Source organism: Bradyrhizobium guangzhouense (assembly GCF_004114955.1).
GTDB lineage: Bacteria > Pseudomonadota > Alphaproteobacteria > Rhizobiales > Xanthobacteraceae > Bradyrhizobium > Bradyrhizobium guangzhouense.
On sequence record NZ_CP030053.1, the window covers coordinates 1490589 to 1517570 of the forward strand.

Annotated in this window: 33 protein-coding genes; 15 read left to right on the forward strand and 18 right to left on the reverse strand. The window is 64.0% G+C overall.

Annotated elements, in window-relative coordinates:
• Window positions 1–34: 34 nt before the first annotated feature.
• Window positions 35–1609 carry a hypothetical protein gene (locus XH91_RS07240; RefSeq protein ID WP_128949941.1) on the forward strand — a complete coding sequence of 525 codons (1575 nt, stop codon included), beginning with the start codon at window positions 35–37 and terminating at the stop codon, window positions 1607–1609.
• A 138-nt stretch (window positions 1610–1747) separates the two neighbouring features.
• On the opposite strand, the gene XH91_RS07245 is transcribed toward XH91_RS07240, so the two are convergent.
• Both XH91_RS07245 and XH91_RS07250 read right to left on the reverse strand, forming a co-directional pair.
• Window positions 1748–2023, reverse strand: coding sequence for a hypothetical protein (locus XH91_RS07245; RefSeq protein WP_245470852.1), 276 nt, complete (start codon window positions 2021–2023; stop codon window positions 1748–1750).
• A gap of 313 nt (window positions 2024–2336) precedes the next feature.
• Window positions 2337–2582, reverse strand: coding sequence for a hypothetical protein (locus XH91_RS07250; RefSeq protein ID WP_128949943.1), 246 nt, complete (start codon window positions 2580–2582; stop codon window positions 2337–2339).
• 146 nt (window positions 2583–2728) lie between these two features.
• On the opposite strand from XH91_RS07250, the gene XH91_RS07255 reads away from it, so the two are divergent.
• Together XH91_RS07255 and XH91_RS07260 are read left to right on the forward strand one after the other, a co-directional pair.
• On the forward strand, window positions 2729–3154 hold the full coding sequence (locus XH91_RS07255; RefSeq protein WP_128949945.1) for a DUF5413 family protein: 426 nt from the start codon (window positions 2729–2731) through the stop codon (window positions 3152–3154).
• A 59-nt stretch (window positions 3155–3213) separates the two neighbouring features.
• Window positions 3214–3804: a DUF4112 domain-containing protein gene (locus tag XH91_RS07260; protein WP_128949946.1), complete on the forward strand. Its 591-nt coding sequence runs from the start codon at window positions 3214–3216 to the stop codon at window positions 3802–3804.
• A gap of 207 nt (window positions 3805–4011) precedes the next feature.
• On the opposite strand, the gene XH91_RS07270 is transcribed toward XH91_RS07260, so the two are convergent.
• From XH91_RS07270 to msrA, 4 genes are all read right to left on the reverse strand, one after another.
• On the reverse strand, window positions 4012–4305 hold the full coding sequence (locus tag XH91_RS07270; protein ID WP_027560969.1) for a hypothetical protein: 294 nt from the start codon (window positions 4303–4305) through the stop codon (window positions 4012–4014).
• Between the two features lie 212 nt (window positions 4306–4517).
• Complete coding sequence (locus XH91_RS07275) at window positions 4518–4682, reverse strand: DUF3309 family protein (protein ID WP_035731827.1); 165 nt, start codon at window positions 4680–4682, stop codon at window positions 4518–4520.
• Window positions 4683–4787: 105 nt separating this feature from the next.
• Window positions 4788–5207 carry a peptide-methionine (R)-S-oxide reductase MsrB gene (gene msrB, locus XH91_RS07280; protein ID WP_128949949.1) on the reverse strand — a complete coding sequence of 140 codons (420 nt, stop codon included), beginning with the start codon at window positions 5205–5207 and terminating at the stop codon, window positions 4788–4790.
• Window positions 5208–5237: 30 nt separating this feature from the next.
• Window positions 5238–5939 (reverse strand): peptide-methionine (S)-S-oxide reductase MsrA, encoded by a 702-nt coding sequence (msrA, locus tag XH91_RS07285; RefSeq protein ID WP_128949951.1) that lies wholly within the window; start codon window positions 5937–5939, stop codon window positions 5238–5240.
• A 247-nt stretch (window positions 5940–6186) separates the two neighbouring features.
• On the opposite strand from msrA, the gene XH91_RS07290 reads away from it, so the two are divergent.
• Window positions 6187–7875: a caspase family protein gene (locus XH91_RS07290; protein ID WP_128949952.1), complete on the forward strand. Its 1689-nt coding sequence runs from the start codon at window positions 6187–6189 to the stop codon at window positions 7873–7875.
• A gap of 118 nt (window positions 7876–7993) precedes the next feature.
• On the opposite strand, the gene XH91_RS07295 is transcribed toward XH91_RS07290, so the two are convergent.
• From XH91_RS07295 to napE, 6 genes are all read right to left on the reverse strand, one after another.
• Entirely contained in the window at window positions 7994–9109 is a 1116-nt protein-coding gene (locus XH91_RS07295) for an ATP-dependent DNA helicase (RefSeq protein WP_164933896.1), read from the reverse strand.
• Between the two features lie 88 nt (window positions 9110–9197).
• Window positions 9198–9839 (reverse strand): NapC/NirT family cytochrome c, encoded by a 642-nt coding sequence (locus tag XH91_RS07300; protein WP_128949955.1) that lies wholly within the window; start codon window positions 9837–9839, stop codon window positions 9198–9200.
• Complete coding sequence (locus tag XH91_RS07305) at window positions 9836–10306, reverse strand: nitrate reductase cytochrome c-type subunit (protein WP_164933897.1); 471 nt, start codon at window positions 10304–10306, stop codon at window positions 9836–9838. The genes XH91_RS07300 and XH91_RS07305 overlap by 4 nt, the downstream gene beginning before the upstream one ends.
• The gene (napA, locus tag XH91_RS07310; RefSeq protein ID WP_128949957.1) at window positions 10303–12816 is read right to left on the reverse strand and encodes a nitrate reductase catalytic subunit NapA; all 2514 of its coding nucleotides are present in this window, start codon (window positions 12814–12816) and stop codon (window positions 10303–10305) included. Before napA ends, XH91_RS07305 begins: the two co-directional genes overlap by 4 nt.
• A gap of 17 nt (window positions 12817–12833) precedes the next feature.
• Entirely contained in the window at window positions 12834–13145 is a 312-nt protein-coding gene (locus XH91_RS07315; RefSeq protein ID WP_128949958.1) for a chaperone NapD, read from the reverse strand.
• 26 nt (window positions 13146–13171) lie between these two features.
• On the reverse strand, window positions 13172–13357 hold the full coding sequence (napE, locus tag XH91_RS07320) for a periplasmic nitrate reductase, NapE protein (RefSeq protein WP_128949959.1): 186 nt from the start codon (window positions 13355–13357) through the stop codon (window positions 13172–13174).
• A 210-nt stretch (window positions 13358–13567) separates the two neighbouring features.
• Between napE and XH91_RS07325 the strand changes: the two genes are divergently transcribed.
• From XH91_RS07325 to XH91_RS07340, 5 genes are all read left to right on the forward strand, one after another.
• Window positions 13568–14677, forward strand: coding sequence for an AraC family transcriptional regulator (locus XH91_RS07325; protein WP_128949960.1), 1110 nt, complete (start codon window positions 13568–13570; stop codon window positions 14675–14677).
• 206 nt (window positions 14678–14883) lie between these two features.
• Entirely contained in the window at window positions 14884–16089 is a 1206-nt protein-coding gene (locus XH91_RS07330; RefSeq protein WP_128949961.1) for an LLM class flavin-dependent oxidoreductase, read from the forward strand.
• Between the two features lie 220 nt (window positions 16090–16309).
• Complete coding sequence (locus tag XH91_RS38730; RefSeq protein ID WP_164933898.1) at window positions 16310–16447, forward strand: hypothetical protein; 138 nt, start codon at window positions 16310–16312, stop codon at window positions 16445–16447.
• Between the two features lie 70 nt (window positions 16448–16517).
• The gene (locus XH91_RS07335) at window positions 16518–17525 is read left to right on the forward strand and encodes a c-type cytochrome (protein WP_245477286.1); all 1008 of its coding nucleotides are present in this window, start codon (window positions 16518–16520) and stop codon (window positions 17523–17525) included.
• Between the two features lie 384 nt (window positions 17526–17909).
• Complete coding sequence (locus XH91_RS07340; protein ID WP_128949962.1) at window positions 17910–18938, forward strand: transglycosylase SLT domain-containing protein; 1029 nt, start codon at window positions 17910–17912, stop codon at window positions 18936–18938.
• A gap of 62 nt (window positions 18939–19000) precedes the next feature.
• Here the strand turns inward: XH91_RS07340 and XH91_RS07345 are convergent, their stop codons facing one another.
• Window positions 19001–19987 (reverse strand): LysR family transcriptional regulator, encoded by a 987-nt coding sequence (locus XH91_RS07345; protein ID WP_164938258.1) that lies wholly within the window; start codon window positions 19985–19987, stop codon window positions 19001–19003.
• A 68-nt stretch (window positions 19988–20055) separates the two neighbouring features.
• Here XH91_RS07345 and XH91_RS07350 point away from each other — a divergent pair, with 68 nt between their 5' ends.
• Window positions 20056–20628, forward strand: coding sequence for a hypothetical protein (locus XH91_RS07350; protein WP_128949964.1), 573 nt, complete (start codon window positions 20056–20058; stop codon window positions 20626–20628).
• Between the two features lie 64 nt (window positions 20629–20692).
• Here XH91_RS07350 and XH91_RS07355 read toward each other — a convergent pair whose 3' ends face one another.
• Both XH91_RS07355 and rpsU read right to left on the reverse strand, forming a co-directional pair.
• Window positions 20693–20926, reverse strand: coding sequence for a DUF6894 family protein (locus XH91_RS07355; RefSeq protein WP_430648534.1), 234 nt, complete (start codon window positions 20924–20926; stop codon window positions 20693–20695).
• Window positions 20927–21061: 135 nt separating this feature from the next.
• Window positions 21062–21337 carry a 30S ribosomal protein S21 gene (gene rpsU / locus XH91_RS07360; protein ID WP_128949966.1) on the reverse strand — a complete coding sequence of 92 codons (276 nt, stop codon included), beginning with the start codon at window positions 21335–21337 and terminating at the stop codon, window positions 21062–21064.
• A 438-nt stretch (window positions 21338–21775) separates the two neighbouring features.
• Here rpsU and XH91_RS07365 point away from each other — a divergent pair, with 438 nt between their 5' ends.
• The 3 genes from XH91_RS07365 (at window position 21776) to XH91_RS07375 (ending at window position 22576) form a co-directional block, all read left to right on the forward strand.
• A complete protein-coding gene (locus tag XH91_RS07365; protein ID WP_026201564.1) occupies window positions 21776–21985 on the forward strand; it encodes a cold-shock protein in 210 nt (69 codons plus the stop codon).
• A gap of 96 nt (window positions 21986–22081) precedes the next feature.
• Window positions 22082–22324, forward strand: a complete 243-nt coding sequence (locus XH91_RS07370) for a transcriptional regulator (protein WP_128949967.1) — start codon at window positions 22082–22084, stop codon at window positions 22322–22324.
• Between the two features lie 36 nt (window positions 22325–22360).
• Window positions 22361–22576 (forward strand): hypothetical protein, encoded by a 216-nt coding sequence (locus XH91_RS07375; RefSeq protein WP_245470850.1) that lies wholly within the window; start codon window positions 22361–22363, stop codon window positions 22574–22576.
• Window positions 22577–22605: 29 nt separating this feature from the next.
• On the opposite strand, the gene XH91_RS07380 is transcribed toward XH91_RS07375, so the two are convergent.
• The gene (locus tag XH91_RS07380) at window positions 22606–22788 is read right to left on the reverse strand and encodes a hypothetical protein (RefSeq protein ID WP_128949969.1); all 183 of its coding nucleotides are present in this window, start codon (window positions 22786–22788) and stop codon (window positions 22606–22608) included.
• Window positions 22785–23030: a hypothetical protein gene (locus tag XH91_RS07385; protein ID WP_128954756.1), complete on the reverse strand. Its 246-nt coding sequence runs from the start codon at window positions 23028–23030 to the stop codon at window positions 22785–22787. Before XH91_RS07385 ends, XH91_RS07380 begins: the two co-directional genes overlap by 4 nt.
• 307 nt (window positions 23031–23337) lie before the next feature.
• Here XH91_RS07385 and XH91_RS07390 point away from each other — a divergent pair, with 307 nt between their 5' ends.
• The gene (locus tag XH91_RS07390) at window positions 23338–24393 is read left to right on the forward strand and encodes a sugar phosphate isomerase/epimerase family protein (protein WP_128949970.1); all 1056 of its coding nucleotides are present in this window, start codon (window positions 23338–23340) and stop codon (window positions 24391–24393) included.
• Between the two features lie 114 nt (window positions 24394–24507).
• A complete protein-coding gene (locus tag XH91_RS07395; protein ID WP_128949971.1) occupies window positions 24508–25686 on the forward strand; it encodes a Gfo/Idh/MocA family protein in 1179 nt (392 codons plus the stop codon).
• 107 nt (window positions 25687–25793) lie between these two features.
• Here XH91_RS07395 and XH91_RS07400 read toward each other — a convergent pair whose 3' ends face one another.
• Window positions 25794–26972, reverse strand: a complete 1179-nt coding sequence (locus XH91_RS07400) for a hypothetical protein (protein ID WP_245477287.1) — start codon at window positions 26970–26972, stop codon at window positions 25794–25796.
• Between the last annotated feature and the right edge of the window lie 10 nt (window positions 26973–26982).

The window sequence follows — 26982 nt, forward strand, 5'->3', positions numbered from 1 at the left end:
TCTCTTACCAGGACGCGGGTATAGTTGAGTTGAAATGGCTGATTACTATCCGCTGATCGCCCGCGCTATTGCCGCCCTGGACCCCAACGCTCCCGGCGAAAGCCGGCGCGCGCTCTATGAGCGGGCGCGCACGGCGCTGATCGCACAGCTGCGCAGCGTGCAGCCGCCGCTCTCCGAATCCGAGATCACCCGCGAGCGCCTGTCGCTGGAAGAGGCCGTCCGCAAGGTCGAATCGGAGGCCGCCCAGCGTGCCCGCGAGGCCTCGCGCCCCGGCGGCGGTGCCCGCGCAGGCGGTGGCAGCGGCGATGCGTTCCGCCGGGCCAGCGCCCGTGCGACTGAAAACAATCCGCCCGCATCCGCTCCGCCTGCCGCGCCGCCGCGCGCGCGTCCGGCCGCTCCGTCGCCGCGTCCGCCGGTCGGCGGCGACGACCAGGGCGATGCCCCGCGTCCGCCACGCGCCCCGCGTTTCGATGCGCCGCGCCAGCCGGAACCTCCGGCCGGCCGCTCCGCTCCGCGCCGCCCGCAGGATGGCGGACCGCCGCCACCGGTGCCGTCGGCGCCCGGGGTACGCGGCTTCCGCGACATCACGGCCGACGTCAACGATCTCGGCGGCGCTGCCGCGCAGGCCAACCGAGCCGCACGCCGCACTTACGCCAACGTGCCTTCGCCCTCGCCGGAATTCGACCGGCTCGAGCCGAGCCTGGAAAACCGCGCCGCGGAAGCCGACGCGCCTTATTCCTATGACGAGTCGATGGAGGAGGCCGAGCGCTACGCGCCGCAACCTCCGTCGCCGCGTCCACGCATCGCACCCGACCGTGACGTCAAGAAGCGCGCCGGCAGGGGCTCGGTGTTCCCGTTCAAGAGCGCGATCGCCATCGGCATCGTGCTGATCCTGGTCGGCGCCGGCATTCTCTGGGGCAAGCAGCTGGTCCAGACAGCGACCAATCTGTTCAAGCCGTCGCCCACCCAGGTGGTGGAGGCGCCGAAGGATACTTCGCAGCCGCAGATCAAGCCGAAGATTCCGGATCGCGTCGGCCAGCCCTCGGCGAGCGACCAGCCGGCCGCGCCGGTGGCGCAGAAGGTCGTGCTCTATGACGAGGATCCGTCCGACCCGAAGGGCAAGCAATATGTCGGCTCGGTGGTGTGGCGGCTGGAGCCGATCAAGGCCTCGGGCAACCAGAAGGCCGACGTCGCCGTGCGCGCCGACATCGAGATTCCCGATCGCAAGTTCAAGATGACGATGTCGTTCCGCCGCAATACCGACTCGTCGCTGCCGGCGAGCCACACGGCGGAGCTGACCTTCATCCTGCCGCCGGACTTTCCGAGCGGCAGTGTCTCCAACGTGCCGGGCATCCTGATGAAGTCGAACGAGCAGGCGCGCGGCACGCCGCTCGCAGGGCTCGCGGTCAAGGTCACCGACGGCTTCTTCCTGGTTGGTCTGTCAAATGTCGACGCCGACCGCAGCCGCAACATCCAGCTCCTGAAGGAGCGTTCCTGGTTCGACGTGCCGCTGGTCTACGCCAACCAGCGCCGCGCCATCATCGCCATCGAGAAGGGCGCCCCCGGCGAGCGCGCCTTCAACGACGCCTTCGCGCAGTGGGGCGAGTAGGGCTTCTGTCATTCCGGGGCGCGCGAAGCGCGAACCCGGAATCCATCAAGCAGCACGTGACGTAGGGAAATGGATTCCGGGCTCGACATGTCCGGGCCGCGCTCCGCGCGGTCCCGTCGCGTCGCCCCGGAATGACTGCTACTGCGCAGCCGCTTCGCGCTTGCGTGACGTTGCGGCGGCGGCCGCTTCGCGGTCCATCACGGCGCGGCAGCCGGGGCTGACATGCGACTTGTTCCGCACCATGCAGGCGGTGATCCGCGGGATGTCGGGGATTTCACTGGAGCACAGCCGCATCGCATCGTCCGAGCACATCTGCTGCGCTTCGGGCGAGAAGGCGAGGCCGGGCGACGTCTGGAGGGCGATGGCGGTGGCGGCGAAGGTGAAGAGCGTGGCGATAGTCCGATAGCGTGTCATGAAAATGCGTCCCCGAGTTGCGCGGATTGGAAACCGCTTGATTGTTGGGACGCCGCACGCGGCTTGATCTGCCGCATGTCACAGCCTTCATGCCGGGTGTTCACTCCCGGATGTGGTCGCTCGATTTCCTGATATTCGAATCGAAAAGTGCTGCGCCGCCCGAGCCGAGTATGCGCGATTGCCGTGAAGCTTCAATGGGAGCCGCGAAGGAATTCGCAGCTGTTGCGCCTCCGTCACGCAAAATGCGGTGCGGGCTCACATGCCGATCTTACGTTCCGATCTTAGGTTCCGATCTTACGTTCCATGGCTATTCCTACATTCCATGGCTCTCGAACACCTTGCTGCACGATCGCGACAGCCTTGCCCGGTTGGCTTGCAGGCAGCCTTGCACCGCACCGTCATTGCCGAGATCCTTGCGGCACAGCCGCGAGGCGTCGCGCGAGCAGGCCCTCTGCTCCTGCGGCGTGCCCATATGGCCTTGTGCGAAGGCAGGTGCGTTCGACAGGCAACCGAGGGCCGAGAGCGTGATCGTCGCCAGCAACAGCAGTTTACGAGACATCGGCGGCTCCAAATCTGGACGGGGCAATTTCAGCTCCAGTCTGAACCCGCCGCCTTGCCACTTGTTCCCCCCGGGCAGCCCGCAACCCCGCTATCCAAGGTTCCCGGCTCGCTGCTATAAATGCCTTCTCGTATCAGGAGTCCTTGATGAAACGCTATCTGGTGTTTGCGCTCGTTGGGCCGTTCGTGGGTGGATTCCTGCTGCTGCTGACGACAACCTACCAGTCCGGCTACTGGACCGAGGCGCATCTCGGCGAGGTCGGCAAGCTGATCGTCGTGTTCTTCAAGACCCTGCAATACAGCTATCTGTTCGGCTTCCTGCCGTCGTTGATGATCGGCGCGATCGACGACATCCTGCTCCATGTCAGGCGGGTTGGGCCGCTGTTGCGGATGCTGCTAGTCGGCCTGCTCGCCTTCGTCCTCGCCGCGTTCACCTATGGCTCGCGCGGGGCGGATTCGGGCGCGGTGCAGTTCATCCTGTACGGCCTGGTCGGATTCGTGCCCGCGGTTCTGTCATCCTGGCTCGTGCATCACTATGTCGAGGAGCCGCGGCCGGCGACGGCGGCAAGCTGAGCGCGACCATCGGACGCGATGCAGCAACCTCTGCTGCGCTCGTGAGTTTCACAACGACCATGACCATGCAAGACGACGACATTCTCGCGCCACGCAGGCCCCGTTCCGGGGCGCATGCGCACGCGGATCCTTCGGGCCGTAGGCCCCGCGGTCCGATCATCGACCAGGAAGGCCACGAGATCCGGCCCGAATCCCTGGAGCAGGGGTTTCAGGGGTTCCGCTTCGAGTTCGGCCAAAAATTTGGCCAAGGATTTGGCCAAGAATTTCGCCAAGGATTTCCCAATGGCAATCCCTTCGGCAATCTGACGCGGGAACAACGCGTTGCCCGGCTTGAGGCCATTGCAAAACTGCTCGACGTCGCCTTCGTGCTGCCCGGCACCAACATCCGCTACGGCATCGACGGGTTGATCGGGCTGATCCCTGTGATCGGCGACATCATCACCACCGCGATCTCGCTGTGGTTGGTGCGCGAGGCCCGCGCGCTCGGCGCGCCCTGGTACATCACCGCGCGCATGCTCGGCAATGTCGCGGTCGACGGCGTGGTCGGCATCGTGCCGTTCGCGGGCGATGCCTTCGACGTCATGTTCCGCGCCAACATGCGCAACGTCCGCCTCTTGCGCCGCTGGCTCGACAAGCAGCCGCGGATGTAGCGGCGAGGGCTGAGGGCTCTTGCCGCAAAATCCACCTCAACGTCGTCATTGCGAGCGCAGCGAAGCAATCCAGACTGTCCCGGCGGAGGGATTCTGGATTGCTTCGCTGCGCTCGCCATGACGGGGAGAGGGCGTCGCCCCAACGCAAAAAGCGCGATGACCTTTCGGCCATCGCGCTTTCTCCGCACATCGGAGTTTTGCGAAAACTTACGCCGCGTCGGCGTCGGTCTCGGCGGCCGGGGCCGGCTTGGGGCGGCGCGGCAGCGGGAAGGCTTCGCTCTCGTAGAGCGAGCGGATGCCGTTCTGGTCGAAACGGGCTTCCTCGACCTGGAGATAGGCGCCGTTCAGCGAATCCGTCGGCAACTGCTCCATCGCGAACTGCACGGCTTCGGCCGCAGTGCCGAACCGGCGGTAGGTGAAGCCCGCGCGCTTCTTCTTGCGGATGGCGGCGGGGAAGAGCTCGGCGGAAGTGTTGAAGTTGAACGGACGCAGTGGACGCATGGTCAAAGACCTCGTGATCTTCTCTGGGGCTTTAAGCGCGTGGGGTTTGGGAGGGCAGAGGCCGCAATCGAGCGGGCCCGCCGCATGTCATTTTCGACCTCTAATATAAGCCGATTTGACAAAATTGCGACCCCTGCGATGGGAGATGATGAATCCACGCATGGCAGGTCCGCTGAAGCGGAAAGCCTAGCTAAATCAATGTCTTATATGGCTTATAATTTGCCAAGAAGCAGCAGGACGAGCAGCACCACGAGAACGACGCCGCCGATCCCCATGCCGGAATGGCCCATGCCGTAGCCATAGCCGCCGATCCGGCCGGACCAGCCGCCCAAGAGATAAATGATCACCAGGATGATCAGGATGGTCCCAAGTGTCATGGTGTCCTCCCTGGCGGCCGCCGGAATGCACGCATCGGCTGCACCGCTGGAAGAGAAAAGCACATTGCGGCGCCGGGTTCCATCGGGGAACCCGGCGGTGCAATCTTATTTCGGCTCGAGCTTCAGCGCGGCCGAATTGATGCAGTAGCGCAGGCCGGTCGGCCCCGGTCCGTCGGGGAAGACGTGGCCCAGATGGCCGCTGCATTTGGAGCAGAGCACCTCGGTGCGGATCATGCCGTGGCTGATGTCCCGCTCCTCGTCGATATGGCTCTCGACCGCAGGCGCGGTGAAGCTCGGCCAGCCGCAGCCGGAATCGAACTTGGCGTCGGACTCGAACAGCTCGTTGCCGCAGCCGGCGCAGACATAGGTGCCGGCACGGTGGTCGTGCTCATATTCGCCGGAGAAGGGACGCTCGGTCGCCTTCTCGCGCAGCACCGCGTACTGCATCGGCGTCAACTCGCTGCGCCACTGCTCCTCGCTCTTGACGACCTTGTCGTCGGTGGTTTTCGTCCTGGTATCGGGCATGGGTCTCCCGTTTTCCTGATGATCTCGAGATCAGTTGGTGGCCTTGCTGGCGCTGACCAGCGTCGGCTTCTCGATATAGTTATCCGCGAACAGCTTTTTCAGGTTCTCGACCTTCGGGATGTCGTTGAAGGCGATGTAGGGCTGGTTCGGATGCAGCGTCAGATAATCCTGGTGGTAGGCCTCCGCCGGGTAGAAGCCCTCAAGCGCACCGACCTTGGTCACGATCGGCTTGCTGAACACCTTGGCGGAGTTGAGCTGGGCGATATAGGCCTCCGCGACCTTCTTCTGCTCGTCGGAGGTGGTGAAGATCGCCGAGCGATATTGCGTGCCGGTGTCGGGTCCCTGGCGGTTGAGCTGGGTCGGGTCGTGCGCCACCGAGAAGTAGATCTGCAGGATCTTGCCGTAGGAGATCTTCTTCGGGTCGAACTTGATCTCGACCGACTCGGCATGGCCGGTTCGTCCGGTCGAGACCGTCTCGTAATCCGCCGTCGCCTTGGTGCCGCCGGCATAGCCGGAGACCGCGTTGACGACACCGGCCGTGTGCTGGAATACGCCCTGCACGCCCCAGAAGCATCCGCCGGCGACCACGGCGGTCTGGATGCCGCTCGATGGCGCCGCGTCCATGGCAGGGGCGGGGATCACGACGGCGTCTTCCGCGGCCCGGGTCGGTGCGGCAAAGCCGAGCGACAAGGCGGCGGTGGCGGCGAGCAGGGACAGGACGGAGCGGCGCATGGCGGATCCTCTTATCAGTAGGCCTGACAGTTTAGGGCGGTTGAGGGCCGGCGAACAGCCTGCCCGGCGTTTTCAGACACCTCAGATACGGATCGAGCGGGCGATTGTTACAGCCGACGTGACACGAGTCCGTGAAAAAATGCAGCCAACCCCGGCCCGGCTTGGCGGGATCGGGAACTCCGGGCTAGATGAACCGGCACGATCGCTGATCGACTTAAAATGTGGTGGCTGGAGCTGGTCTGACAACATGCTGCGCGTCGTCTCCCTGACATCGGTCATCCTCCTCTCGGGCATCGCCATCGCCGCGGCGGACCCGCAAGCCGGCGACGACCTCGCCACCTGCCGCGACCGCCAGGCCGAGACCCAGGCGCGGGTGACGGCCTGCGAGAACCTGCTCAACGCCAACCGCGTCGGCGGCAAGGACAAGTCGCTCGCGCTCGTCATTCACGGCAACGCGCTGATCAGCAAGCGCGATTACGACCACGCGATCGAGGCGCTGACTTCAGCCATCGAGCTCGATCCGGACAATATCGGCGCCATCAACGTGCGCGGCGTCGCCCACGAGCACAAGGGGGAAGACGATCTCGCGATGGCCGACTACAACCTCGCCATCCAGAAGCGGCCGAATTTCGGCTTCGCCTACAACAATCGCGGCACCATTCAGCTGCGCCGGGGCGCGCTGCAGAGCGCGCTCGACGATTTCAACCTGTCGATCAAGTACACGCCGAAATTCCTGCTCGGCTGGACCAACCGCGCCCGTGTACGCACGGTGATGAAGGACTATGACGGCGCGATCGCCGATTTCGCCGAGGCCGAGAAGATCGATCCGACCGCGCAGCAGATCGCGGCCAATCGCTGCACCACCTATGGCCTGATGGGCAAATACGATCTGGCCTTCGCCGATTGCAACGGTCTGATCGAGAAGCAGCCGAAGAACGTCTACGCGATCAACAATCGCGCCGATGTCAGCATGTTGAAGGGCGATCTCGACGCCGCGCTGAAGGACTACAACACGGTGATCCAGATCAACCCGAACAATGTTCGCGCGCATTCCGGCCGCGGCCAGCTCTACGAGCGCAAGAAAGACCTCGCCCAGGCCCGCGCCGACTACCGCGCGGCGGCCTATTCGCTGACGAAATTCGACGAGTACGACGTCGCTCGCGCCCGTGCCATGGCTCAGGCGCGGCTCGCGGCGCTGACGCCGCAAACTTCAGGAGGCGCGCCCACCGGGCGCCGCGTCGCGCTGGTCGTCGGCAACGGCGCCTACAAGAACGTCCACGCGCTGCCCAATCCGCCGCGCGACGCCAAACTGATCGCGGGCGTGCTGCACGATGTCGGCTTCCAGACCGTGATCTCCGTCAGCGATCTGACCCGCGACAAGTTCTTCGACGCGCTGAAGACCTTTGCCGATGAAGCAGAGAAGGCCGACTGGGCGGTGGTTTATTATGCCGGCCACGGCTTCGAGATCGGCGGGGTGAACTACCTCGTTCCCGTTGACGCCAAGCTCGCCGTCGACCGGGACGCCGAGACGCAGGCCGTCGCGCTGGAGCAGGTGATCGCCGCCGTCGGCGCGGCAAGAAAAGTGCGCCTGGTGATCCTGGATGCCTGCCGCGACAATCCGTTCGCGCCGACCATGCAGCACACGCTGTCGCTGAAGCTGGTCGACAAGGGTTTTTCCAACATCGAGCCCGGCGCCGGCTTCATGGTGGTCTACGCCGCCAAGCACGGCGAGACCGCGATCGACGGCGACAACGGCGCCGACAGCCCGTTCTCCACCGCGCTCGCCCGCGAGATCAAGGAGCCGAAGGTCGAGATCCGAAAGCTGTTCGACATCGTCCGGGACGACGTCTGGTCCGCCACCAAGCACGTGCAGCAGCCGTTCACCTACGGCTCGCCGCCGGGCAGGGAGGATTTTTATTTTGTGGCGGGGAAGTGAGACATTCTCGGTGCACAGGGTGGGTTAGCGAAGCGTAACCCACCACTGTCTCTATCCGCGGAAACGGTTTGCGCTTCGCGCAATCCGCGGGGCTAACCCACCCTAAGGCACCGTAGCTTCAAACCACGATACTCAACCGCTTCGCCGCGCGCGTGATCCCCGTATACAGCCACCGCTGCCGCGACTCCTGAAACGCGAAACTCTCGTCGAACAGCACCACGTCGTCCCATTGCGAGCCCTGCGACTTGTGCACGGTCAGCACGTAGCCGTAGTCGAACTCGTCATAGGGCTTGCGCTGCTCCCAGGCGATCTGCTCGACGCCGCCCTCGAAGCAGTCGGCGCGCACCGAGACCTTTGTCACCTTGTGGCCGAACTCCTCGTCCGGCGACAGCCGCATCGAGAGGATGCGCGATTTCGAGCGCGAGGTGTTGCGCGACTTGACGCGCCACAGGCCGCCGTTGAACAGGCCCTTCTTGCGGTTGTTGCGCAGGCAGACCAGCTTGTCGCCCGCGACCGGAAACACGTCCTCGATGTTCTGCCGCTGCCGCACCCGCATATTGTAGGCGCGCCTGGTGTTGTTGCGGCCGACCAGCACCTGGTCGGCGCCCATGACCCTGTCAGGGTCGAGCTCTTTGCGCGACACCACCTCGCTCTCGCCGTAACGGCCGATGTCGAGCTCACGACCCTCGCGCACGTCCATCGACATCCGCACGATCGGATCGTCCTGGGCCTGGCGGTGTACCTCGGTGAGCATCGCATCGGGCTCGGTGTTGGTGAAGAAGCCGCCGCCCTGGATCGGCGGCAATTGCGCGGGATCGCCCAGCACCAGCAGCGGGCATTCGAACGACATCAGGTCGCGGCCTAATTCGGCGTCGACCATCGAGCATTCGTCGATGACGATGAGCTTGGCCTTGGACGCCGGCGCGTCGTCCCACAATTCGAAGCTCGGCTGCTCCTCGCCGGATTCGCGGGCGCGGTAGATCAGCGAGTGGATGGTGGAGGCCTCGTCGCAGCCCTTGTTGCGCATGACGAGAGCCGCCTTGCCGGTGAAGGCGGCGAACTTCACCTCGCCGTCGACGCCCTCGGCGATATGCCGCGCCAGCGTGGTCTTGCCGGTGCCGGCAAAGCCGAACAGCCGAAACACCGGCGGCGTGCCGTTGCGGCCCGGTTTGGCTTTGAGCCAGTCGCCGACGGCCTTGAGCGCGGCATCCTGATGCGGGGTGAAAGTGGCCATATCTGTCTTGAGGAAGGGCGAAACGATGCGATTCGCCATCCCCCAAAACTAACCATTCCCCCCGCCGGTTCAAGCCGGGCGGATGGCCTTACTGCCAGCCGGGAACGCCGCGCATGTCGGGCAGATGGTGGGCGATGCCCTTGTGGCAGTCGATGCAGGTCTTCTCGCCGGTGAACAGGAAGCGCTGATGCGCCACCGCGGCGCGCGGCGATTGTTTCGTGATGTCCATGGAATCGGCGCTGTGGCAGTTGCGGCATTCCAGAGAATCGTTGGCCTTGAAGCGCGCCCATTCGTGTGCGGCGAGCTCGAGCCGATGGTCCAGAAACTTCTCGCGCGTGTCGATCGTGCCGAAAATCTTGCCCCAGACTTCCTTGGAGGCTTGCATCTTGCGCGCGATCTTGTCGGTCCAATTGTGCGGCACGTGGCAGTCCGGGCAGGTCGCACGCACGCCGGAGCGGTTGCTGAAGTGGATGGTCGACTTCAGCTCGGCGAAGACGTTGTCCTTCATCTCATGGCAGCCGGTGCAGAATTTCTCGGTGTTGGTCAGTTCCAGCGCGGTGTTGAAGCCGCCCCAGAAGATCACGCCCGCGGCAAAGCCTGCGAGCACCAGCGTGCCGAGCGCGAACACCGTGCTCGGCCGCGACAGCACGCCCCACAGCTCGAGCGCGAAATCCCGCGCGCGCGCGATGAAGCCGCGTTTGGCTTTGGATTCGTCAGCGGTCGTCGTCATCGCCGGCCACCCGGACTTGCGCGCGACAGCAAGGTGTCGATGTCGGTGAAGTCGTTGCTGACAGGCGGCGTCGCGGTGTTCTGCGGCACGTGGCATTCGGTGCAGAAGAAACGCCGCGGCGATATCGAGGCCAGGAACTGGCCGTCACGGTCCATGAAATGCGTGATCGAGACCATCGGCGCCTGCGATTCCGCCGTGCGCGCCCGCGCGTGGCAGGACAGGCATTTGTTGCCGTTGAGATCGATCTGGTAGCCGTCGATCGTGTGCGGGATCACCGGCGGCTGTTCCGGATAGTTGCGCGACTCCCGCTCGGAGGTATTGCGGTTCGGCAGCATCGGCGGCGCCGGTCCCTCGTCGTTGAGCGGGGTCGGGCCGCGCAGGCCCGACGTCACGGTCTGCGCGGTCAGCGAGCTCGCGCCGGCGGCGATCGCGCAGGCGAGCAGGGCTATGCCAAATCGTTTGATCATGACTGGGTCACCCGCTCGATGCGCACGGCGCATTTCTTGTAGTCGGTTTGCAGCGAGATCGGATCGGTGGCGTCCAGCGTCACCTTGTTGATCAGCTTGGATTCGTCGAACCACGGCACGAACACGAGGCCGCGCGGCGGCCGGTCGCGGCCGCGCGTCTCGACACGGGCGCGGATGAAGCCGCGGCGTGAGACGACCCTCACTTCGTCGCCACGGCGCAGCTTCATGTCCTGCGCGTCATCCGGGTGCATGAAGCAGACGGCTTCCGGAAAAGCCTTGTAGAGCTCGGGCACGCGGCGCGTCATGGTGCCGGAGTGCCAGTGCTCCAGCACGCGGCCGGTCGAGAGCCAGAACGGATAGTCATTGTCGGGCGATTCCGCAGGCGGCTCGTAAGGCAGTGCGAAGATGCGCGCCTTGCCGTCGGGGTAGCCGTAGAACTGCACGTCGGTGCCCTGCTTGACGTAGGGGTCGCTGCCCTCGCGGAAGCGCCATTTCGTTTCCTGGCCGTTGACGACGGGCCAGCGCAGGCCGCGCTCGCGGTGATAGCTGTCGAACGGCGCGAGGTCATGGCCGTGGCCGCGGCCGAACGAGGCATATTCCTCGAACAGGCCCTTGTGCACGTAGAAGCCGAACGCCTTGGACTCGTCGTTGAGGTAGCCCTGCTCGATGTCGGTCACGGGGAATTTGTCGACCTGGCCGTTCTTGTAGAGCACGTCGAACAGCGTCTTGCCGCGAACCTCCGGCTTCTTGGCGATCAGCTCCTCGGGCCAGACCTCCTCGATCTTGAAGCGCTTTGAAAACTCCATGAGTTGCCACAGATCGGATTTGGCTTCGCCCGGCGCCTGGACGAGCTGGTGCCAGAACTGCGTGCGCCGCTCGGCGTTGCCGTAGGCGCCTTCCTTCTCCACCCACATCGCGGTCGGCAGGATCAGATCGGCTGCGAGCGCGGTGACGCTCGGATAGGCGTCCGAGACCACGATGAAATTATCGGGGTTGCGGAAGCCGGGATAAGTTTCTTCGTTGGCGTTCGGGCCGGCTTGCAGATTGTTGTTGACCTGCACCCAATAGGCGTTGATGAGGCCGTCCTTCAGCATCCGGCTTTGCAGCACGGCGTGCGCGCCGTTCTTGTCGGGAATGGTGCCTTCGGGCAGCAGCCAGAGATGCTCCGCCTTGTCGCGATGCTCCTTGTTGGTCACCACCATGTCGGCGGGCAGGCGGTGCGAGAAGGTGCCGACCTCGCGCGCGGTGCCGCAGGCCGAAGGCTGGCCCGTCAGCGAGAACGGGCTGTTGCCGGGCGCAGAGATTTTTCCGGTCAAAAGGTGGATGTTGTAGACGAGGTTGTTGCACCAGACGCCGCGGGTGTGCTGGTTGAAGCCCATGGTCCAGAACGAGACCACTTTCGTCTTCGGATCGGCGTAGAGCTCGGCGAGCGCCTCCAGCCGGTTCAGCGGCACGCCGGACATTTGCGCCGCCTTCTCCAGCGTGTACTCAGAGACGAACTTGACGTATTCGTCGTAAGTCATGTCGGTGGAGTCGTTGGCCTTGGCCGCGCCGGTCGCCTTCTTCTGCAGTGGATGTTCCGGCCGCAGCCCATAGCCGATGTCGGTCTGCCCGCGCCGGAACGTTGTATGCGCGGCGACAAATTCCTTGTTGACGCGGCCGGTCTTGATGATGTGGTTGGCGATGGCGTTGAGCAGATAGAGGTCGGTCTGCGGCTTGAACACCATGCCGATGTCGGCAAGGTCAAACGAGCGGTGCTCGAAGGTGGAGAGCACGACGACACGGACATGCGGCGCAGACAGCCGCCGGTCGGCGACGCGCGTCCACAGGATGGGGTGCATCTCCGCCATGTTGGAGCCCCACAGCACGAAGGCATCGGTAGCCTCGATGTCGTCATAGCAGCCGGACGGCTCGTCGATGCCGAAGGTGCGCATCATGCCGGCGACGGCGGAGGCCATGCAGTGGCGCGCGTTGGGGTCGATGTTGTTGGTGCGGAAGCCGGCCTTGTAGAGCTTCGAGGCGGCGTAACCTTCCCAGATCGTCCACTGGCCGGAGCCGAACATGGCCAGACCGTTCGGCCCGCGCTTCTTGAGCGTGTCCTTCCACTTCGCTTCCATGATGTCGAAAGCTTCGGTCCAGGTAACAGGCGTGAACTCGCCGTTCTTGTCGTACTTGCCATCGGTCTTGCGCAGCATCGGCTGCGTCAGCCGGTCGTGGCCGTACATGATCTTGGAGAGGAAATAGCCCTTGACGCAGTTGAGGCCGCGATTGACCTCGGCCTTGATGTCGCCGTGGGTGGCGACGACGCGGTTGTCCTTGGTCGCGACCATCACCGAGCAGCCGGTGCCGCAGAAGCGGCAGGCGGCCTTGTCCCATTTCAGTTCGGACGCATCGCGCTCGGCGACGAGATTGGCGGCGAGCGCAGGGGCCGGCATGCCTGCGGCGGCGGCCGCGATGGCGGCGGCCTCCAGCTTCAGCACTTGGCGGCGGTCGAGCTTTGGCGATGTCATGATGGCTCTCCCGGCCTTCAGGTTTCGATGGCGTGAAAGACCAGGGCCGCGGAATAGACGTCCCGCAGCGACTGGATGGTGTTGAGCAGGGTGCCGAGGCTGCCGGCGTCGGGCGCTTCGGTCACGACGACGAGTTTTCCTCTGCTGTCGCGTCCGTGAATCTCGCAGCCGGGAAGCGCGCCGATCTCGGCTTCGACCTCAGTGAGGCGCTCGGGACGCGCCTGCACCAGAATGCTGGCGATCTCGCAGCCCGGAGGGGTGACGACGCTGTCGGTGCTGAGCACCCGGCCGGTGATCAATGCACGGCGGTTGAGCTTGGCGTGGGCCATGATGCCTGTCTTTCGCTTCTCGGGGATCAATGCGGCGAGCTTGGTGGCCCCGGCGGGCCGGCGAACATCTGATAGATCCAGACGCCGAGGCCGTAAGAGCCGACCGTTCCGACCGCGAGGACGGGCATCACGATCGCGGTCAGGAACAGGAACGCGAAGATCTCCATGCGCTTACGGCGCACGCGCGAGGTCGTGTCGTCAGCGGCCGACATATTCGGTCTCTCTGAAATTTTGGGAATCGGGACGGCATCCGGGCCGTTGCCTTGCTGCATTTTTGATGCAGCAGGGCGGTTGACGCGTTGATCTGGATCAACCGTTCAAGTTGCTGATGTCGCAGCCGCCGCGACCACAAGGGCAATTTTGGATTGTGCACGCGCGAAGGCGATGCGAAGGTTGAATTGTCGGATGGAGACGGCAGGGTGATGGGGCTGACGGCCATCGATCTCGGGCTTCGCGGCGCAGCCAGCGGCGTGTTCCTGTTGATCATTCTCGCGGCGCTGTTGCGTCGGGCCACCAGCCAGCAGGCCTTGCTGGGCATGGCCATGTCCGCCGGAGGCGTGTTCTACGCCATCGCGACTGCCCCGTTCTTTCCCAAATCGTCATGGTGGTGGGTGTTGCCGATCATGTCGGCACAGCCGGCCTTGTTCTGGCTGTGGGCACGTTCGGCGTTTGACGACGATTTCGTGCTGAGGCGATGGCACGGCGCCCTGTGGCTGGGCATCGTGGCTTTCGGCTTCGCGCTGACGCTGGGTTGGGCTTACTCGCCCGCTTTGGCCGGAGCCGGCGGTCGAGGCCTGGCATTGCTCAATCTGGCGTTGGCGCTCGCGGCCGCGGTGCAGACGGTCAAGACCTGGCGTGCCGATCTGGTGGCGCGGCGCCGCCGGCTGCGGCTGGCGATGCTGGCGATCAATGTCGGGCTCATCGTCGTCTTCGCCGGTGCCGGCTTCGCCGCCATTCCTGTCGCCGTTCCCGGCGCGCCCGGCAGCCTTCCGACCGCGCTCGTCCTGTTCGTGGTGGCCATGATGGCCGGGGTGGGGACTCTCGCCACCCCGCCGGCCGTGCCCGTCGACGACGTCACGGCGGCGATCGCATCCGGCGAGGCCGGCGGAGCCGACCGCGCTCCGTCGGCTCGGGTCGTGGTTGACCCGCTCCTGTTGCGGCGCCTCGACCATCTGATGAGCGTGGAGCGAACCTATCGGCAGGAGGGTCTCGCGATCGGCGCGCTGGCGGCCCGGTTAGGGGTTCCCGAGCATCGGTTGCGCCAGGCCATCAACGAGGGGCTGGGCTATCGGAACTTCAACGCGTATCTCAACCATTATCGCATCGCGGACGCCAGGCTGGCGCTGTCCGACGTCACGCAACGGGAGGTCCCGGTGCTGACCATCGCCATGGATGCGGGCTTCCAGTCGATCGGACCTTTCAACCGCGCCTTCAAGGCGGAGACCGGCGTCACTCCGACCGAATTCCGGCGCGAGGCGCTGAGCCGTCCGGTCATGGCTGACATCGGCGAGCCGCAGCGAGAAATCGGCTAGCCGATTTGCCCGGTGTGTTTCCGCCGATGCGCGCGAAATGGCATCTGCTTGTCCGCATCACCTTCATCGGCACGGTCTGGATGGCCCGCGCGCGACGAGGCGCATTCTCCCGCAAGGCGGAATTGCGACTGCGTAGACAGCGCAGCCTCACGCATTAAGATGCCAGCAACAAGAATAAGCGGACAGGAAGAACTGGGAGAGGCGTCATGAAGTTCGGCATCTTCTATGAGCTGCAACTGCCGCGACCCTGGGTGGCCGGCGACGAGCTCGCCCTCTATCAAAACGCACTCTCGCAGATGGAGCTCGCCGACCGTCTCGGCTACGATCACGCCTGGGTGGTCGAGCATCACTTCCTCGAGGAATATTCGCACTCGCCTTCACCTGAGTCGTTCCTCGCCGCCGCGAGCCAGCGCACGAAAAACATCCGGCTCGGCCACGGCATCCTTCAGCTCACGACCAACCATCCTGCCCGTGTCGCCGAGCGTGTCGCGGTCCTGGACCTGCTCTCCAATGGCCGCTGCGAATTCGGCATGGGCGAGAGCGCCTCGATCACCGAGCTGACGCCGTTCGGCCGCGACATGGAGACCAAGAAGGAAGTTTTCGAAGAAGCCGTGCAGGCGATCTTTCCGATGTTCAAGGACGCGGGCAGCGAGCATCACGGCAAGTATTTCGACATCCCGTTGCGCAATGTGGTGCCGAAGCCGGTGCAAAAACCGCATCCGCCGTTGTGGATGGCCTGCTCGCAGCTGCCGACCATCGAGCGCGCCGGCCGCCACGGCTTTGGCGCGCTCGGCTTCCAGTTCGTCAGTGCGGATGCCGCGCATGCCTGGGTGCACGCCTACTACAACGCCATGACCAAGCGGCTGCACAAGCTCGCCGACTACCAGATCAACCCGAACATGGCGCTGGTGTCGTTCTTCATGTGTGCCAGGACGGACGAGGAGGCGCGTGCGCGCGCCGACGGCGCCACCTTCTTCCAGTTTGCTCTGCGCTTCTACGGCGCCTCGCAGAACCGCCAGCGGCCGGCGCCCTACACGGTCAACATGTGGGACGAATACGTTAAGTGGAAGCGCGACAATCCGGAGGCGCAGGAGGCCGCGCTGCGCGGCGGCCTGATCGGCTCGCCAGAGACGATTCGCAGGAAGCTGAAGCGCTTCCAGTCCTCGCATATCGACCAGGTCATCCTGCTCAATCAGGCGGGCAAGAACAGCCACGAGCACATCTGCGAATCGCTCGAGCTGTTCGGCCGCGAGGTGATGCCGGAATTTCAGAACGATCCCGCTCAGGCCGAATGGAAACGAGGCGTGATGAGCGGCGAGATCAAGCTGGAAGAGATCGACACCGAGGCCTTCACGGACCGCTATGGCAAGCTCGCCATCAATGTCGCGCCGGCGAAGGCGGCGGCGGGGTAGGCGCTCGCGTCCGGCATGCCGTCGTTGCCGAACATCTTGTCTGGCCTCTGCGACCCCGCGCTCGCAGAGCTCGGCCGATAGGCGCAATGTTTTCCAGATAGTCCGACTGCAACGGCCTTAAGTTGCCGGTGCTCAACGGCTGGCGAACTGAAATCAGCTCGCGAGCTGGTTTGACCTCTACTGTCCATTCATTTGAAAAAGCGATTTCCGAGGAAATGCGATGTCCGAGACCATAGACGCCGTATTGTGGTGTGCCGCGCTGGCAACCTGGCTCATGATGTTTTCCGCGATCATCAAGGACGGCGTGATGAAGATCGTGGCCGGTCTCCGCGACAGACCCGGCAGGCGGGGCAGCTAACTAGCACCTTTCGCCCGCGTCATTCCCGGCATTCCCGTTCCAACCGCATGCATTTGCCTGGGAGGCAGTTTTGGCCTTGTTCAAGAAGCTTTCGTCCTGTGCTTTGGTCCTGCTCGCGATCGTGGTCTTCTTCACGAGTGATGGTCTCTCGGCGGCCGATTCCGGACGGTCCGGCGCCGGAGCGTCAGACCAGCCCCCGGCATGGGCCTTCGTGTGGGATCCGAGCGTCCAGGTGCCGGCGCCCGGCGAGACGCCGGTTGCCCTTCCAGGCAGCAATGCCAGCTTTAGCTGGAAGCAGGCGCGCGATCTCTTCGCCGCGCTCGACTGGCATCCGGAAGCCCACCCAGCGATGCCGGACGTTGTTGCGAACGGGCGCAAGCCCGACGTTCGCGCTTGCGGATCATGCCATCGCGTCGAGGGCACCGGTGGGCCCGAGAACGCGAGTCTCGCCGGTTTGCCGGTCGCCTATTTCGTCCAGCAGATCGCCGACTTCAGGAGTGGAGCAAGGCGGATGTCCGGTGCGGAGCGGCCTTCCACGCAGGCCATGTTGGCATCGGCCAAAGGTCTGACGGATGACGACATCAGGGCTGCGGCAGAGTATTTCGCGAAGCTGGCGCGCAAGCCAGTCATCAAGGTCGTCGAAAGCGACACGATCCCGAAAACCGGACCCTCGCGCTTGTTCTACGTGAAGAGTCCCGCAGGAGGGACGGAGACGCTCGGCCAGCGCATCGTGGAGATGCCTGACGATGTCGATCGCTTTGAGCTTCGCGATTCACGAGCGACATTCACCGCCTATGTCCCGGTTGGGAGCGTGGCAAGGGGAGAAGCCCTGGTGAAGACCGGTGGATCGGGCGCGACCAACGCCTGTGGTCTCTGTCATGGATCGGAGTTGAAAGGCTTCGGCGATGTTCCAGCGATCGCCGGGAGATCTCCGACCTATATCGTGCGCCAGCTCTGGGAATTTCAGCACGGTAATCGATCGGGAGGCGCAGGCGCACTGATGCAGCAGACCGCCGAGAGGCTGTCGCAGAAGGACATGATCGACATCGCGGCCTATGTGAGCTCGCTCGATCCGTAACGCCAGCAGCCGTCGTCGATCGCGGCCAGCAGAGCGCGTTGGATGGCTGGAGCCTTCCCGCTGCGGCGGCACGTCAACCCGCTTCCGACGAACATAGGCCGCGCCGAGGTCGCCGCCGGTCGGGATGTTGCCGACATCGAGCAGGCAGCTCGCCGCACCGCATCGTGCTGGGCCTGCTGGTCCGCGCCGCCCTGAACTGAGGAGGCGGGGGGCGCCGGGTGACCCGCCTTTGACCCAAAGCGGGACACATCCGACGATGGGCGAGGCAGAAAATCTGCTCCGTTCACCACATTTAAACCTTAAGATTTTACGAAGGGGACTCACCACAGGCTGCAGGAACATGCGAACAGCCCTCGTACAGAGGCCATCCGTGGACTTCGGGCAATGAAGGTCTGGCAGACCGGCTGCATCGCGGGTGTTATCGCAGCCGTGGGGCTCTATCTGGCCGACGGTAACAAGCCGGCCGCGAACGTGCCGGAGGTCATACCCGAAGCGGCAGCAAACATCGCGGCCCCTGCGGACCTGGTGACGCCGGCCTTGTACGCGGAGGCATCCGCCAGGCTTGCAGCAGCGCTTCGGGCAGAACGAGCGGAGCTCGACGCGGTGACGTCAGCAAGTTCCGCGTCGTTGAACACCGGAGCCGAAATCGCCGATCATCCTGCGGGGCCGAAATTGGCGTCGCTGGGAGAGGATATCGTGCAATCGCTGCCGCCCGCGCGCGATGCGTCCGACGGTGCTCCCAAAGCGGCGTCGACCCCGGATTTCCGCTATCTGACCTATTACATCTGGTCCGAAGTGCCGCCCGCCGAGAAGCCGGCAGAGACCGTCTTGCGTGCGTTCAAGGACATCCCGCTCGGAACGCCGGCCGAGGAGATCAAGCGCGTTTCCGACGCGTTTGGTCTCGATTCCAACTTCATGATGGCGGTTGCCAAGATCGAATCCGGTTTCAATCCCACTCAACGCACCGGGTCGTATATCGGCCTGTTTCAGCTGAGCAAATATGAGTTCGGCAAGTTCGGCTCCGGGCAGATTCTCAATCCGCGGGACAACGCCGTTGCGGCCGCCTACAAGATCATTACCGAAGGAGTCCAGTTCGGGTGGATCACGCACCGGACGCCCGACATGAGCGATCTCTACCTGATCCATCAGCAGGGCTGGGAAGGCGCCGCCGAGCATGTCAGCCAGCCCTCACGCCTCGCCTGGAAGTCGATGTGCGCCACCGGCGAAGGCAAGGAGAAGGGCGAGAGGTGGTGCAAACGCGCGATCTGGGGCAACGCACTGCCGGCATTCAAGCGCACCTGGAAATCCGTGGACAACGTGACGTCAGAGGCGTTCGTCGGCATGTGGCGCGGCCGGGTCGCCGAATTCTATACGAAATATGTCACGACCGCCGCCGCGGCGGCAAACCAGTAATTCCGTCGTCGGCGGGGTCGCCGCGTTGTCCGTCAATATACGTGACACCGGTAGGTCGGCGACTACACCTTCGTTTGTTCCGGCTTGGGTAATGGGGAGACGCGCTTGGCAAACTGGCGTCCCGGATAGTGTCGGCCGCAATAGGCGACGAGCGCTTCGATAAAGGACTCGGCATAGGGAGCCAGAAAGCGCTGCGGATCCCAAGCCACCGCGGTCCATCGCCCGATCGAGGCGCCCCTGTGAATGAGCGGAAAGGCCCGCACGCCGGTGGACGGGATCTGGACATTCGACGGCACGATGGCGACATCGTTCCCGCCTTTCGCCAGGGCGAGCAGCGTGTGAGGCGCGGCACTTTCGAGGATCACGCGCGGCCGGATATGTGCGACGTTGCAGGCGGCATCGAACCAGCCGCGAGATGCGAAGTCCCGCCGCAAGAGCAGCAACGACTCATCGGCGAGTTCGGCAATCTCCAGCTTCCGCCTGCTTGCCAGGCTATGCCGCGGCGAAACCGCAGCAAGCATGTGAACGGGGGCCAGCAATCGGCGGTGATAGCCGTCGTCGGCGGCCGGAATGATCGCGAGGTGAACGTCGCCGCGCTGCAGCCGATCCGGAACGCGAGCACCGCCGTCCTCGATCAACTCGATGACGACGGAGGGGTGCTTGCGTCTGAACGTGGGGAGGAAATTGGCCAGCACCGTCTCTATATGTTGGGTGCTGCAGCCGACCCGCAGCGCGCCGGCCTTGCCCGTTCGCAGCGCGCGCGCACGCTCGCCGAACGATTCGGCGTCCTGCAGGAGACGGCGACCGCGCCGTAGCAGATCTTCGCCCTCCGACGTCAGCTTGATCCCGCGGCCGACGCGATCGAACAAGGGAATCCCGAGTTCCGCCTCCAGCGCCTGGATTTGCCGCGAGGCGGCCGGCTGGCTCAGATGCAAATGTTGTTGCGCGGCGGCAAAGCCGCCTGCCTCGGCAACGACGACGAATGTGCGCAGTTGTCGAAGGTCCATTTCAATGCATCCATTGCATCGATACCACGATGATAAATGCATTGGACACATTGAGCAAGTCGCGACATCCTCGAGGCCGCCAAGCCGAAATGTGTCGAAAGGGTATCGCGATGTTTGACACCGAGCGTTTCGTTGCCGACTGCCGCGCGGCATTCGCGGCGGACCCGTCTCACCGGGCCATTCACGAGGTCGTTGCCCGCGCGATGTCCGAACCGGCCGCGGTCTTCAAGGGACTGGGCGAGCCGACGCGCCCCGAAAGCCGCGCGCTCTTTCACTCCGAGACGCTGACCATTTTGAACGTGGTTTGGCCTCCCGGCTATATCGTGCCGCCTCACGATCATCACATGTGGGCCGTGATCGGCGTCTATGCGGGCCGGGAGGACAACGTGTTCTGGCGGCGCATTCCGGGCGAGCCAAGCAGGATCGAGGCCGCCGGCGCCAAGGCCTTGCGCGCGCGCGATACCGTGCCGCTCGGCACCGACATCATCCATTCGGTGATCAATCCGATCGATCGGTTGAGCGGTGCAATCCACGTCTACGGCGGCGATTTCTTTGCCGCGGAGCGGAGCAAATGGGACTCGTTGACGCTCGAAGAGGGCCGCTCCGACCGCGAAGAAGCGCGCCGCAACTTCGAACGGGCAAGTGCGCGCTACGAAGCAAGCCTGCGCGAGGCCGGCGGCTGACTGATGCGCGTCGTCGCGCCGTCGTCCTCGCCCTGGAGCGGATCGGGCTGACGCACCGCCAGCCCTACTGCGTCGTTCTGTTGCTGCTGAAGATGAAGGCCGCCTGAAACAGGCTCCCGCCATCGGTTCGCACCTCGACTGCAACGTCTTGCCGCTCATCCAGGCTCGCGAGATCGCGCGCCAGGCCTGCCAGCGTCTCGGCTGCTTCCACTTCAGCGTCACGCTGTGTTGGGAACTCCAGCCCTTCCTCGTCGGGATAGAGCCCGGTGCTGTCCCTGATGTCGAAATAATAGCGCATCACCGCATCACCCTCTGATGTGGCCCTGCTTCAACACCAGCGTCGACAGGCGGTTCCTGATCGACGAGGGTGCCACCAAGCGCAATGCGAGGCTATAGGGACAGTGCAACTGCCGCTTCAGGACATCAGAGCTCTCTAGCTCGCGGACCCCGAAACCTGAGGAAGGGGTGGCTTGCGTTCGGGAAGCTTCTTCTTCGGAGGCGCCGGCAACAAGCCTTCCCTGATCGCCTGCTTGCGGGCGAGCTTGCGGGCCCGCCTGACGGCTTCGGACTTCTCGCGCGCCTTTCTCTCGGAAGGCTTCTCATAGGCGCGCCGCTGCTTCATTTCGCGGAAAACGCCTTCCCGCTGCATCTTCTTCTTCAGGACACGAAGCGCCTGGTCGACATTGTTGTCGCGGACAAGAACCTGCATTGAAACTCCTCGTTGGGCTGCGAAATGGAGCGATCCTGCACGCAGCCGGTTGCGCAGGAGACTCGTGACGAATGGGAGAATGAGAGCGACCGCGCATGTCTTCGCCGGTCTCGAACGCGCAGGTTTGCGCGTCACGGCGATGCGGTTCAGTGGTAACGACGTGACCACCGCCGCGCGGCCAAGTCAATCGATAAAGGGCTTTCGCGCCTGCCGGCGCTGCGTCTGGAACTGGTCCGCGCGCAGCGTCAAAACCGCAGGATTGAAAACAAATTGGCGCCTTCCTTGTAAAAGCAGGAATATTGTGTATATTCGTTCTATTCGATTAGCCGCTGTGCCTTGTTGAACGCGCCCGCGGGCTCCTTTTCCAAAGACATCGACGAAGTTGAAACGACCGCGTGATTGTCGCGCGGCACGCGCTTTCGCGCTTTGGAGAAGAACATGACGACAGGTACCGTGAAGTGGTTTAACGGCCAAAAGGGTTTTGGATTCATCCAGCCGGACGATGGCGGCAACGATGTGTTCGTTCACATCAGCGCGGTCGAACGCGCCGGCCTTGCGGGTCTCGCCGAGGGCCAGAAGGTGAATTTCGAAGCCAAGACCGACAAGATGCGGGGCAAGGTCAGCGCAGAGAACCTCTCGCTGGCATGATCTCGTAGCGCCGTTTCACGGATGTACTGAAACGGCTGTGATGCCCGCTCGATCCCCGGATTGAGCGGGTTTTGCGCATTGCATACGGGGTGAACGATGAGCGCAAGGAAATCGGTTGTACCGTCGCCCGAAGCAATTGCGCGCTCGCATCGTCAGCGTCTGGCCGCCGAAGAGGGCGCGCGGGCGATCGCGGACGTCGAACGGCAGGGTGTCGAGGTTCGCAAGAACATGGCGCGATTGCGCGAGCTGCGCGAGGCCAAGGAAGCCGCTGACGCCGTCATTGCAGAAACGTTGCCCGCGCCGGCACCCAAGAAGCGCGCAAGGAAATGGCCCAAATAGCCCGCTTCAATGATCGTCAACGGCCGGAGTGCTGATGTGCCCAGAGCAAAGTCGGACGGTAGTGGAACCATCACCTTTACGCTCGCGCTCGGTGCAGCGCGGCAGTTGTGCAGACTTACGACGACGTTTCAGACCGACAAGCAGGCCTTCAGCTATCTCCACAAATATCGCACCGAGTTCGAACGGATCGCGCGGGCGCGCCTCGCTTCCGGGGAGCTCGAGGACGGCGTCGTCGTTCTCTCGATGCTCTAGAGCGTGGCTGAGGCGCTCTCGAAAAAGCGCTATTTGGAAGCCCCTTTTGCGCTGGCTTCCCTCGCCAGACGCTCCGCTTTCAGGCGCTCGCGATTTTCCTGAAAGGATTGCTCCGCTTTCGCGTAGTCGGTCAGGGGCTTGGCTTTGTCCGTCGCCTTGAAAGCATTGTTGGCTTCCCGCAGATGGCGGGCATTCGCGTCTGTTCTGATCATGGTCCCTCCACGAGCTCGAGTATTCTCGGCCTGACCGCCGGCATCTCGGCGACCTGCGCCCGGTAGTTTGAGATCGCCCTGTTCGCGAGCATGAGCTTTCTTCGCTCGCCCTTGCGTAGCTGCTGCTCGATCGAATCCAGAATGATGTCTGCCGATTCCGCCGCGCCTCTCAACTCGCCGGACTTCTCCAGAAAGCTCCAGGCGATGTCGAACGACTCTTCGAGCGCGCTGACAAGTGTCATGGTCGTCAACTCCGCTGCCGGACGCCTGTTCCTCACCCTCATGACAGGGACTCGCGACACTTGGGGCCGGCCCGCACCAACCGTCACGTCGGCGGCGGCTCGATCCGGCTTCGACGCCGGTCGAGTTCAGAGGAAGCTTGCACCGGGAATGTATTCGTAGGCTCCCACCAGCGGCGCATGCACATCGTGCTGCGGTTGTGATACGATCATACGTAATCGATGACTTGAGCCTGTAAGGGGTGATCGGCCCGCAAATGGGCCGTCGCGCGAGGCCGCGATGCGGAACCAAGCAAGAAGGAATCATTCGATGAAGATGATCAAGGGACCGGCAATTTTCCTCGCTCAGTTCGCATCCGACACGGCGCCGTTCAACTCCTTCGATTCGATCTGCAAATGGGCCGCAGCGCTGGGCTACGAGGGCGTCCAGATTCCGAGCTGGGATGGGCGACTGTTCGACGTCAAGAAGGCGGCGGAGTCGCAAGGTTACGCCGACGAGGTCAAGGGTATCGCCGCCAGTCACGGGCTTTCGATCACGGAGCTGTCGACCCATCTCCAGGGCCAGCTCGTCGCGGTGCATCCGGCCTATGATGCCGTGTTCGACGGCTTCGCCGTGCCCGAAGTGCGCGGCAATCCGAAGGCGCGCACCGAATGGGCCGTCGACCAGGTCAAGTCGGCGATCCGCGCGTCAAAGCGCCTTGGGCTCACCGCGCACGCGACCTTCTCGGGCGCGCTCGCCTGGCCCTACATCTATCCCTGGCCACAACGCCCACAAGGCCTGGTCGAGGAGGCCTTCGACGAGCTCGCGAGGCGATGGCGGCCGATCCTCGACGAGGCCGACGCGCACGGCGTCGATCTCGCCTACGAGATTCACCCCGGCGAAGATCTCCACGACGGCGTCTCCTACGAGATGTTCCTCGAAAGGGTGAACAACCATCGCCGCGCGAACCTGCTCTACGATCCCTCGCACTTCGTGCTGCAGCAGCTCGACTATCTCGACTACATCGACATCTATCACGAGCGCATCAAGGCCTTTCACGTCAAGGACGCCGAGTTCAACCCGACCGGGAGGCAGGGCGTCTATGGCGGCTTCCAGAGCTGGGCGAACCGGGCCGGCCGCTTCCGCTCGCCGGGGGACGGGCAGATCGATTTCGGCGCGATATTCTCCAAGCTGACGCAGTATGATTACGGCAGCTGGGCGGTGCTGGAATGGGAATGCGCGCTGAAGCACCCCGAGGACGGCGCGCGCGAAGGTGCCGAGTTCATCAGGAACCACATCATCCGCGTCACCGAAAAGGCCTTCGACGATTTCGCCGGCGCCGGCACCGACGTCGCGATGGTCCGCAAGATGCTTGGCATCTCCTAGAGCATGATCCGGAAAAGTGTGAAGCGGTTTTCCGAAAAGATCATGCTCAAACAAAGAGCTAAAGTGCGATGACGATTCAATCCAATCTCATCGCGCTTTAGAGCGAGGCAGCAGATGGCAATCGAGGCAGGCAACGAGACCGCGGGTCACCGCCGTATCCGGCTCGGCATGGTCGGCGGCGGGCAAGGGGCTTTCATCGGCGCGGTGCATCGCATCGCCTTCAGGATCGATGACCAGTTCGAGCTGGTGGCCGGTGCGCTCGCATCGGATCCCGCCCGCGCCAAGGCTTCGGCAAAGGAGCTCGGGATCGCGGCGGACCGCGCCTATGGCAGCTTCGAGGAGATGGCGAGAGCGGAAGCCGCCCGGCCTGACGGCATCGAGGCGGTCTCGATCGTCACCCCCAATCACATGCATGCGCCGGTGGCAAAGGCCTTCCTCCAAGCCGGCATCCATGTGATCTGCGACAAGCCGTTGACCACCAGCGTCGCCGAGGCCGAGGAATTGGCGGCGCTGGTGCAGACGACCGGCAAGGTCTTCGTCGTCACGCATAATTATGCGGGCTATCCGATGATCCGCCAGGCCCGCGCCATGGTGGCATCAGGCGATCTCGGCGAGATCAGGCTGGTCCAGGCCGAATATCTGCAGGACTGGTTGACGGAGCGGCTGGAGGCGACGGGCCAGAAGCAGGCGGCGTGGCGCACCGATCCGGCCCGCTCCGGCGCCGGCGGCTGCATCGGCGACATCGGCACCCATGCCTATCATCTCGCCTGCTTCGTCAGCGGGCTCGAGCTCGACCAGTTGCTCGCCCAGCTCTCGACCTTCGTGCCGGGCCGGCTGCTCGACGACGACGTCCAGATCCTTCTGAGGTGGAAGGGCGGCGCCAAGGGCATGCTTTGGGCGAGCCAGGTCGCGGTCGGCAATGAGAACGGATTGAAGCTGCGCGTCCACGGCACCAAGGGTGGCCTGGAATGGGCGCAGTCCGATCCGAACTATCTCTGGTTCACGCCCTACGGCCAGCCGAAACAATTGCTGACCCGCGGCGGCGCCGGTGCGCTGCCGGAGGCTGGCCGTGTCAGCCGCATCCCGTCAGGTCATCCCGAAGGCTATCTCGAAGGATTTGCGACCATCTATGCCGAAGCCGCGCGCGCAATTCGCGCCGTCACATCGGGCGTCAAACCCGATCCGGCGGTGGTCTACCCGACGGTGCATGACGGGCTCGCCGGCATGAAGTTCATCGACGCCGCGGTGAGATCATCGGCGGCGAATGGCGCCTGGGTCCGCGTCGGCGGATGAACTCCGCGTTCGAGTCTGCTGTTGGCCGTAGCTGACCTGTTGTGCCGTCGGTCGATAAGCCAGCCTTTGACTCAATTCGGACCTGGACGGGCGCCACTGCGGTTCGACTACGGAAGTCCCTTTGTCGCCGTGAAGGGATTGAACCCCTGCTCTGCAAGAGCAGCCCACGCAGCAGCGCCGAGATGTGGCAATCGGAAATAGAGGCGTGGCTTGGCCGGATCGGTGTCCAGCATGAACCCGGTCGGTAGCGCCCGGACATCCGTGGCATAGAACCCGCCATCCGGCGACCTCTGGGATTCGATGACTGCGATCAACGATTTTGCCTCTGCAGTCCTGCCGAGCAATTTCAACAGGAGCGCCATCTGGCTCGTCCCTTCGGTCCACACACCATCCCGGTCCTCCCCGTAAGAAAAGCCTTCGTCGACTCTCATTCGCTGTTCGGCGGTCGTAACGGCCGATGCAAATGTCCTGGCTGCTCCGGGGAGCGCCGTCAGCGGCCAGACTTGCGCATCAAGGGCTAAAATCGGATTGCGCGTGACGCCGTCTTCGGCGGTGCCTGCGGCGAAGCAGCCGCATGCCGGATCCCACATCGTATCCACGAAGCGTTCAGCAGCTGTTGCCATGTCACGCCAGCGCGAATCGCCTGTGCGGGTTGCAAGAATGCCGAACGCGGCGGCAAGGTCAGTATTGTGTTCGGTCGATTTCCATGTCCGTAACTCGGGCGTCGGTTCGTGCCCAAACGTACCGCCCGTGAAACCGCCGGTCCCACGCCCGTCGGCCCATTGCGCGACCCAGGAGCCAAGCCGCGCTGCACCATCGCGGAATCGAGAGCCGGTGTTCGCATCGTCAATCGACAGCAACGCCAACATGGCCCATGCCATGTTACCGACGTCGCTGCCGACCTGATATCGATCCTCCAGCCATTTGTTCTGCGTGTTGTCCCACCACCCCGGAAGTTTGACAGGGCCATTCGCCACCACGCCCGCGGCGTAAGCATTCCGGAGCCGTCCATCACGCCAGGTCCGGTCGTTGTCGATGGCCCAGAGAATCGCCGCGCCGATCCGACGTGCTTTGTCTTGCTCACCACAACCGATCAATGCGATGGCGGCCACCGCATTGTCATAAAGGTATGCGGCGCCATGGAGAGGCCCCGAGTCCACGGTCGGATAGCTGGGCAAGAACAACGGCCCTGGCGGTGCCTTGTCGATCAGACCGGCGAGGTAACCGCACGCCGACGCTTCTGCCGTCGCCGGAGCCGGTCGTGGAGTGGTGACCGCAATGATCATGCAAGTCGTT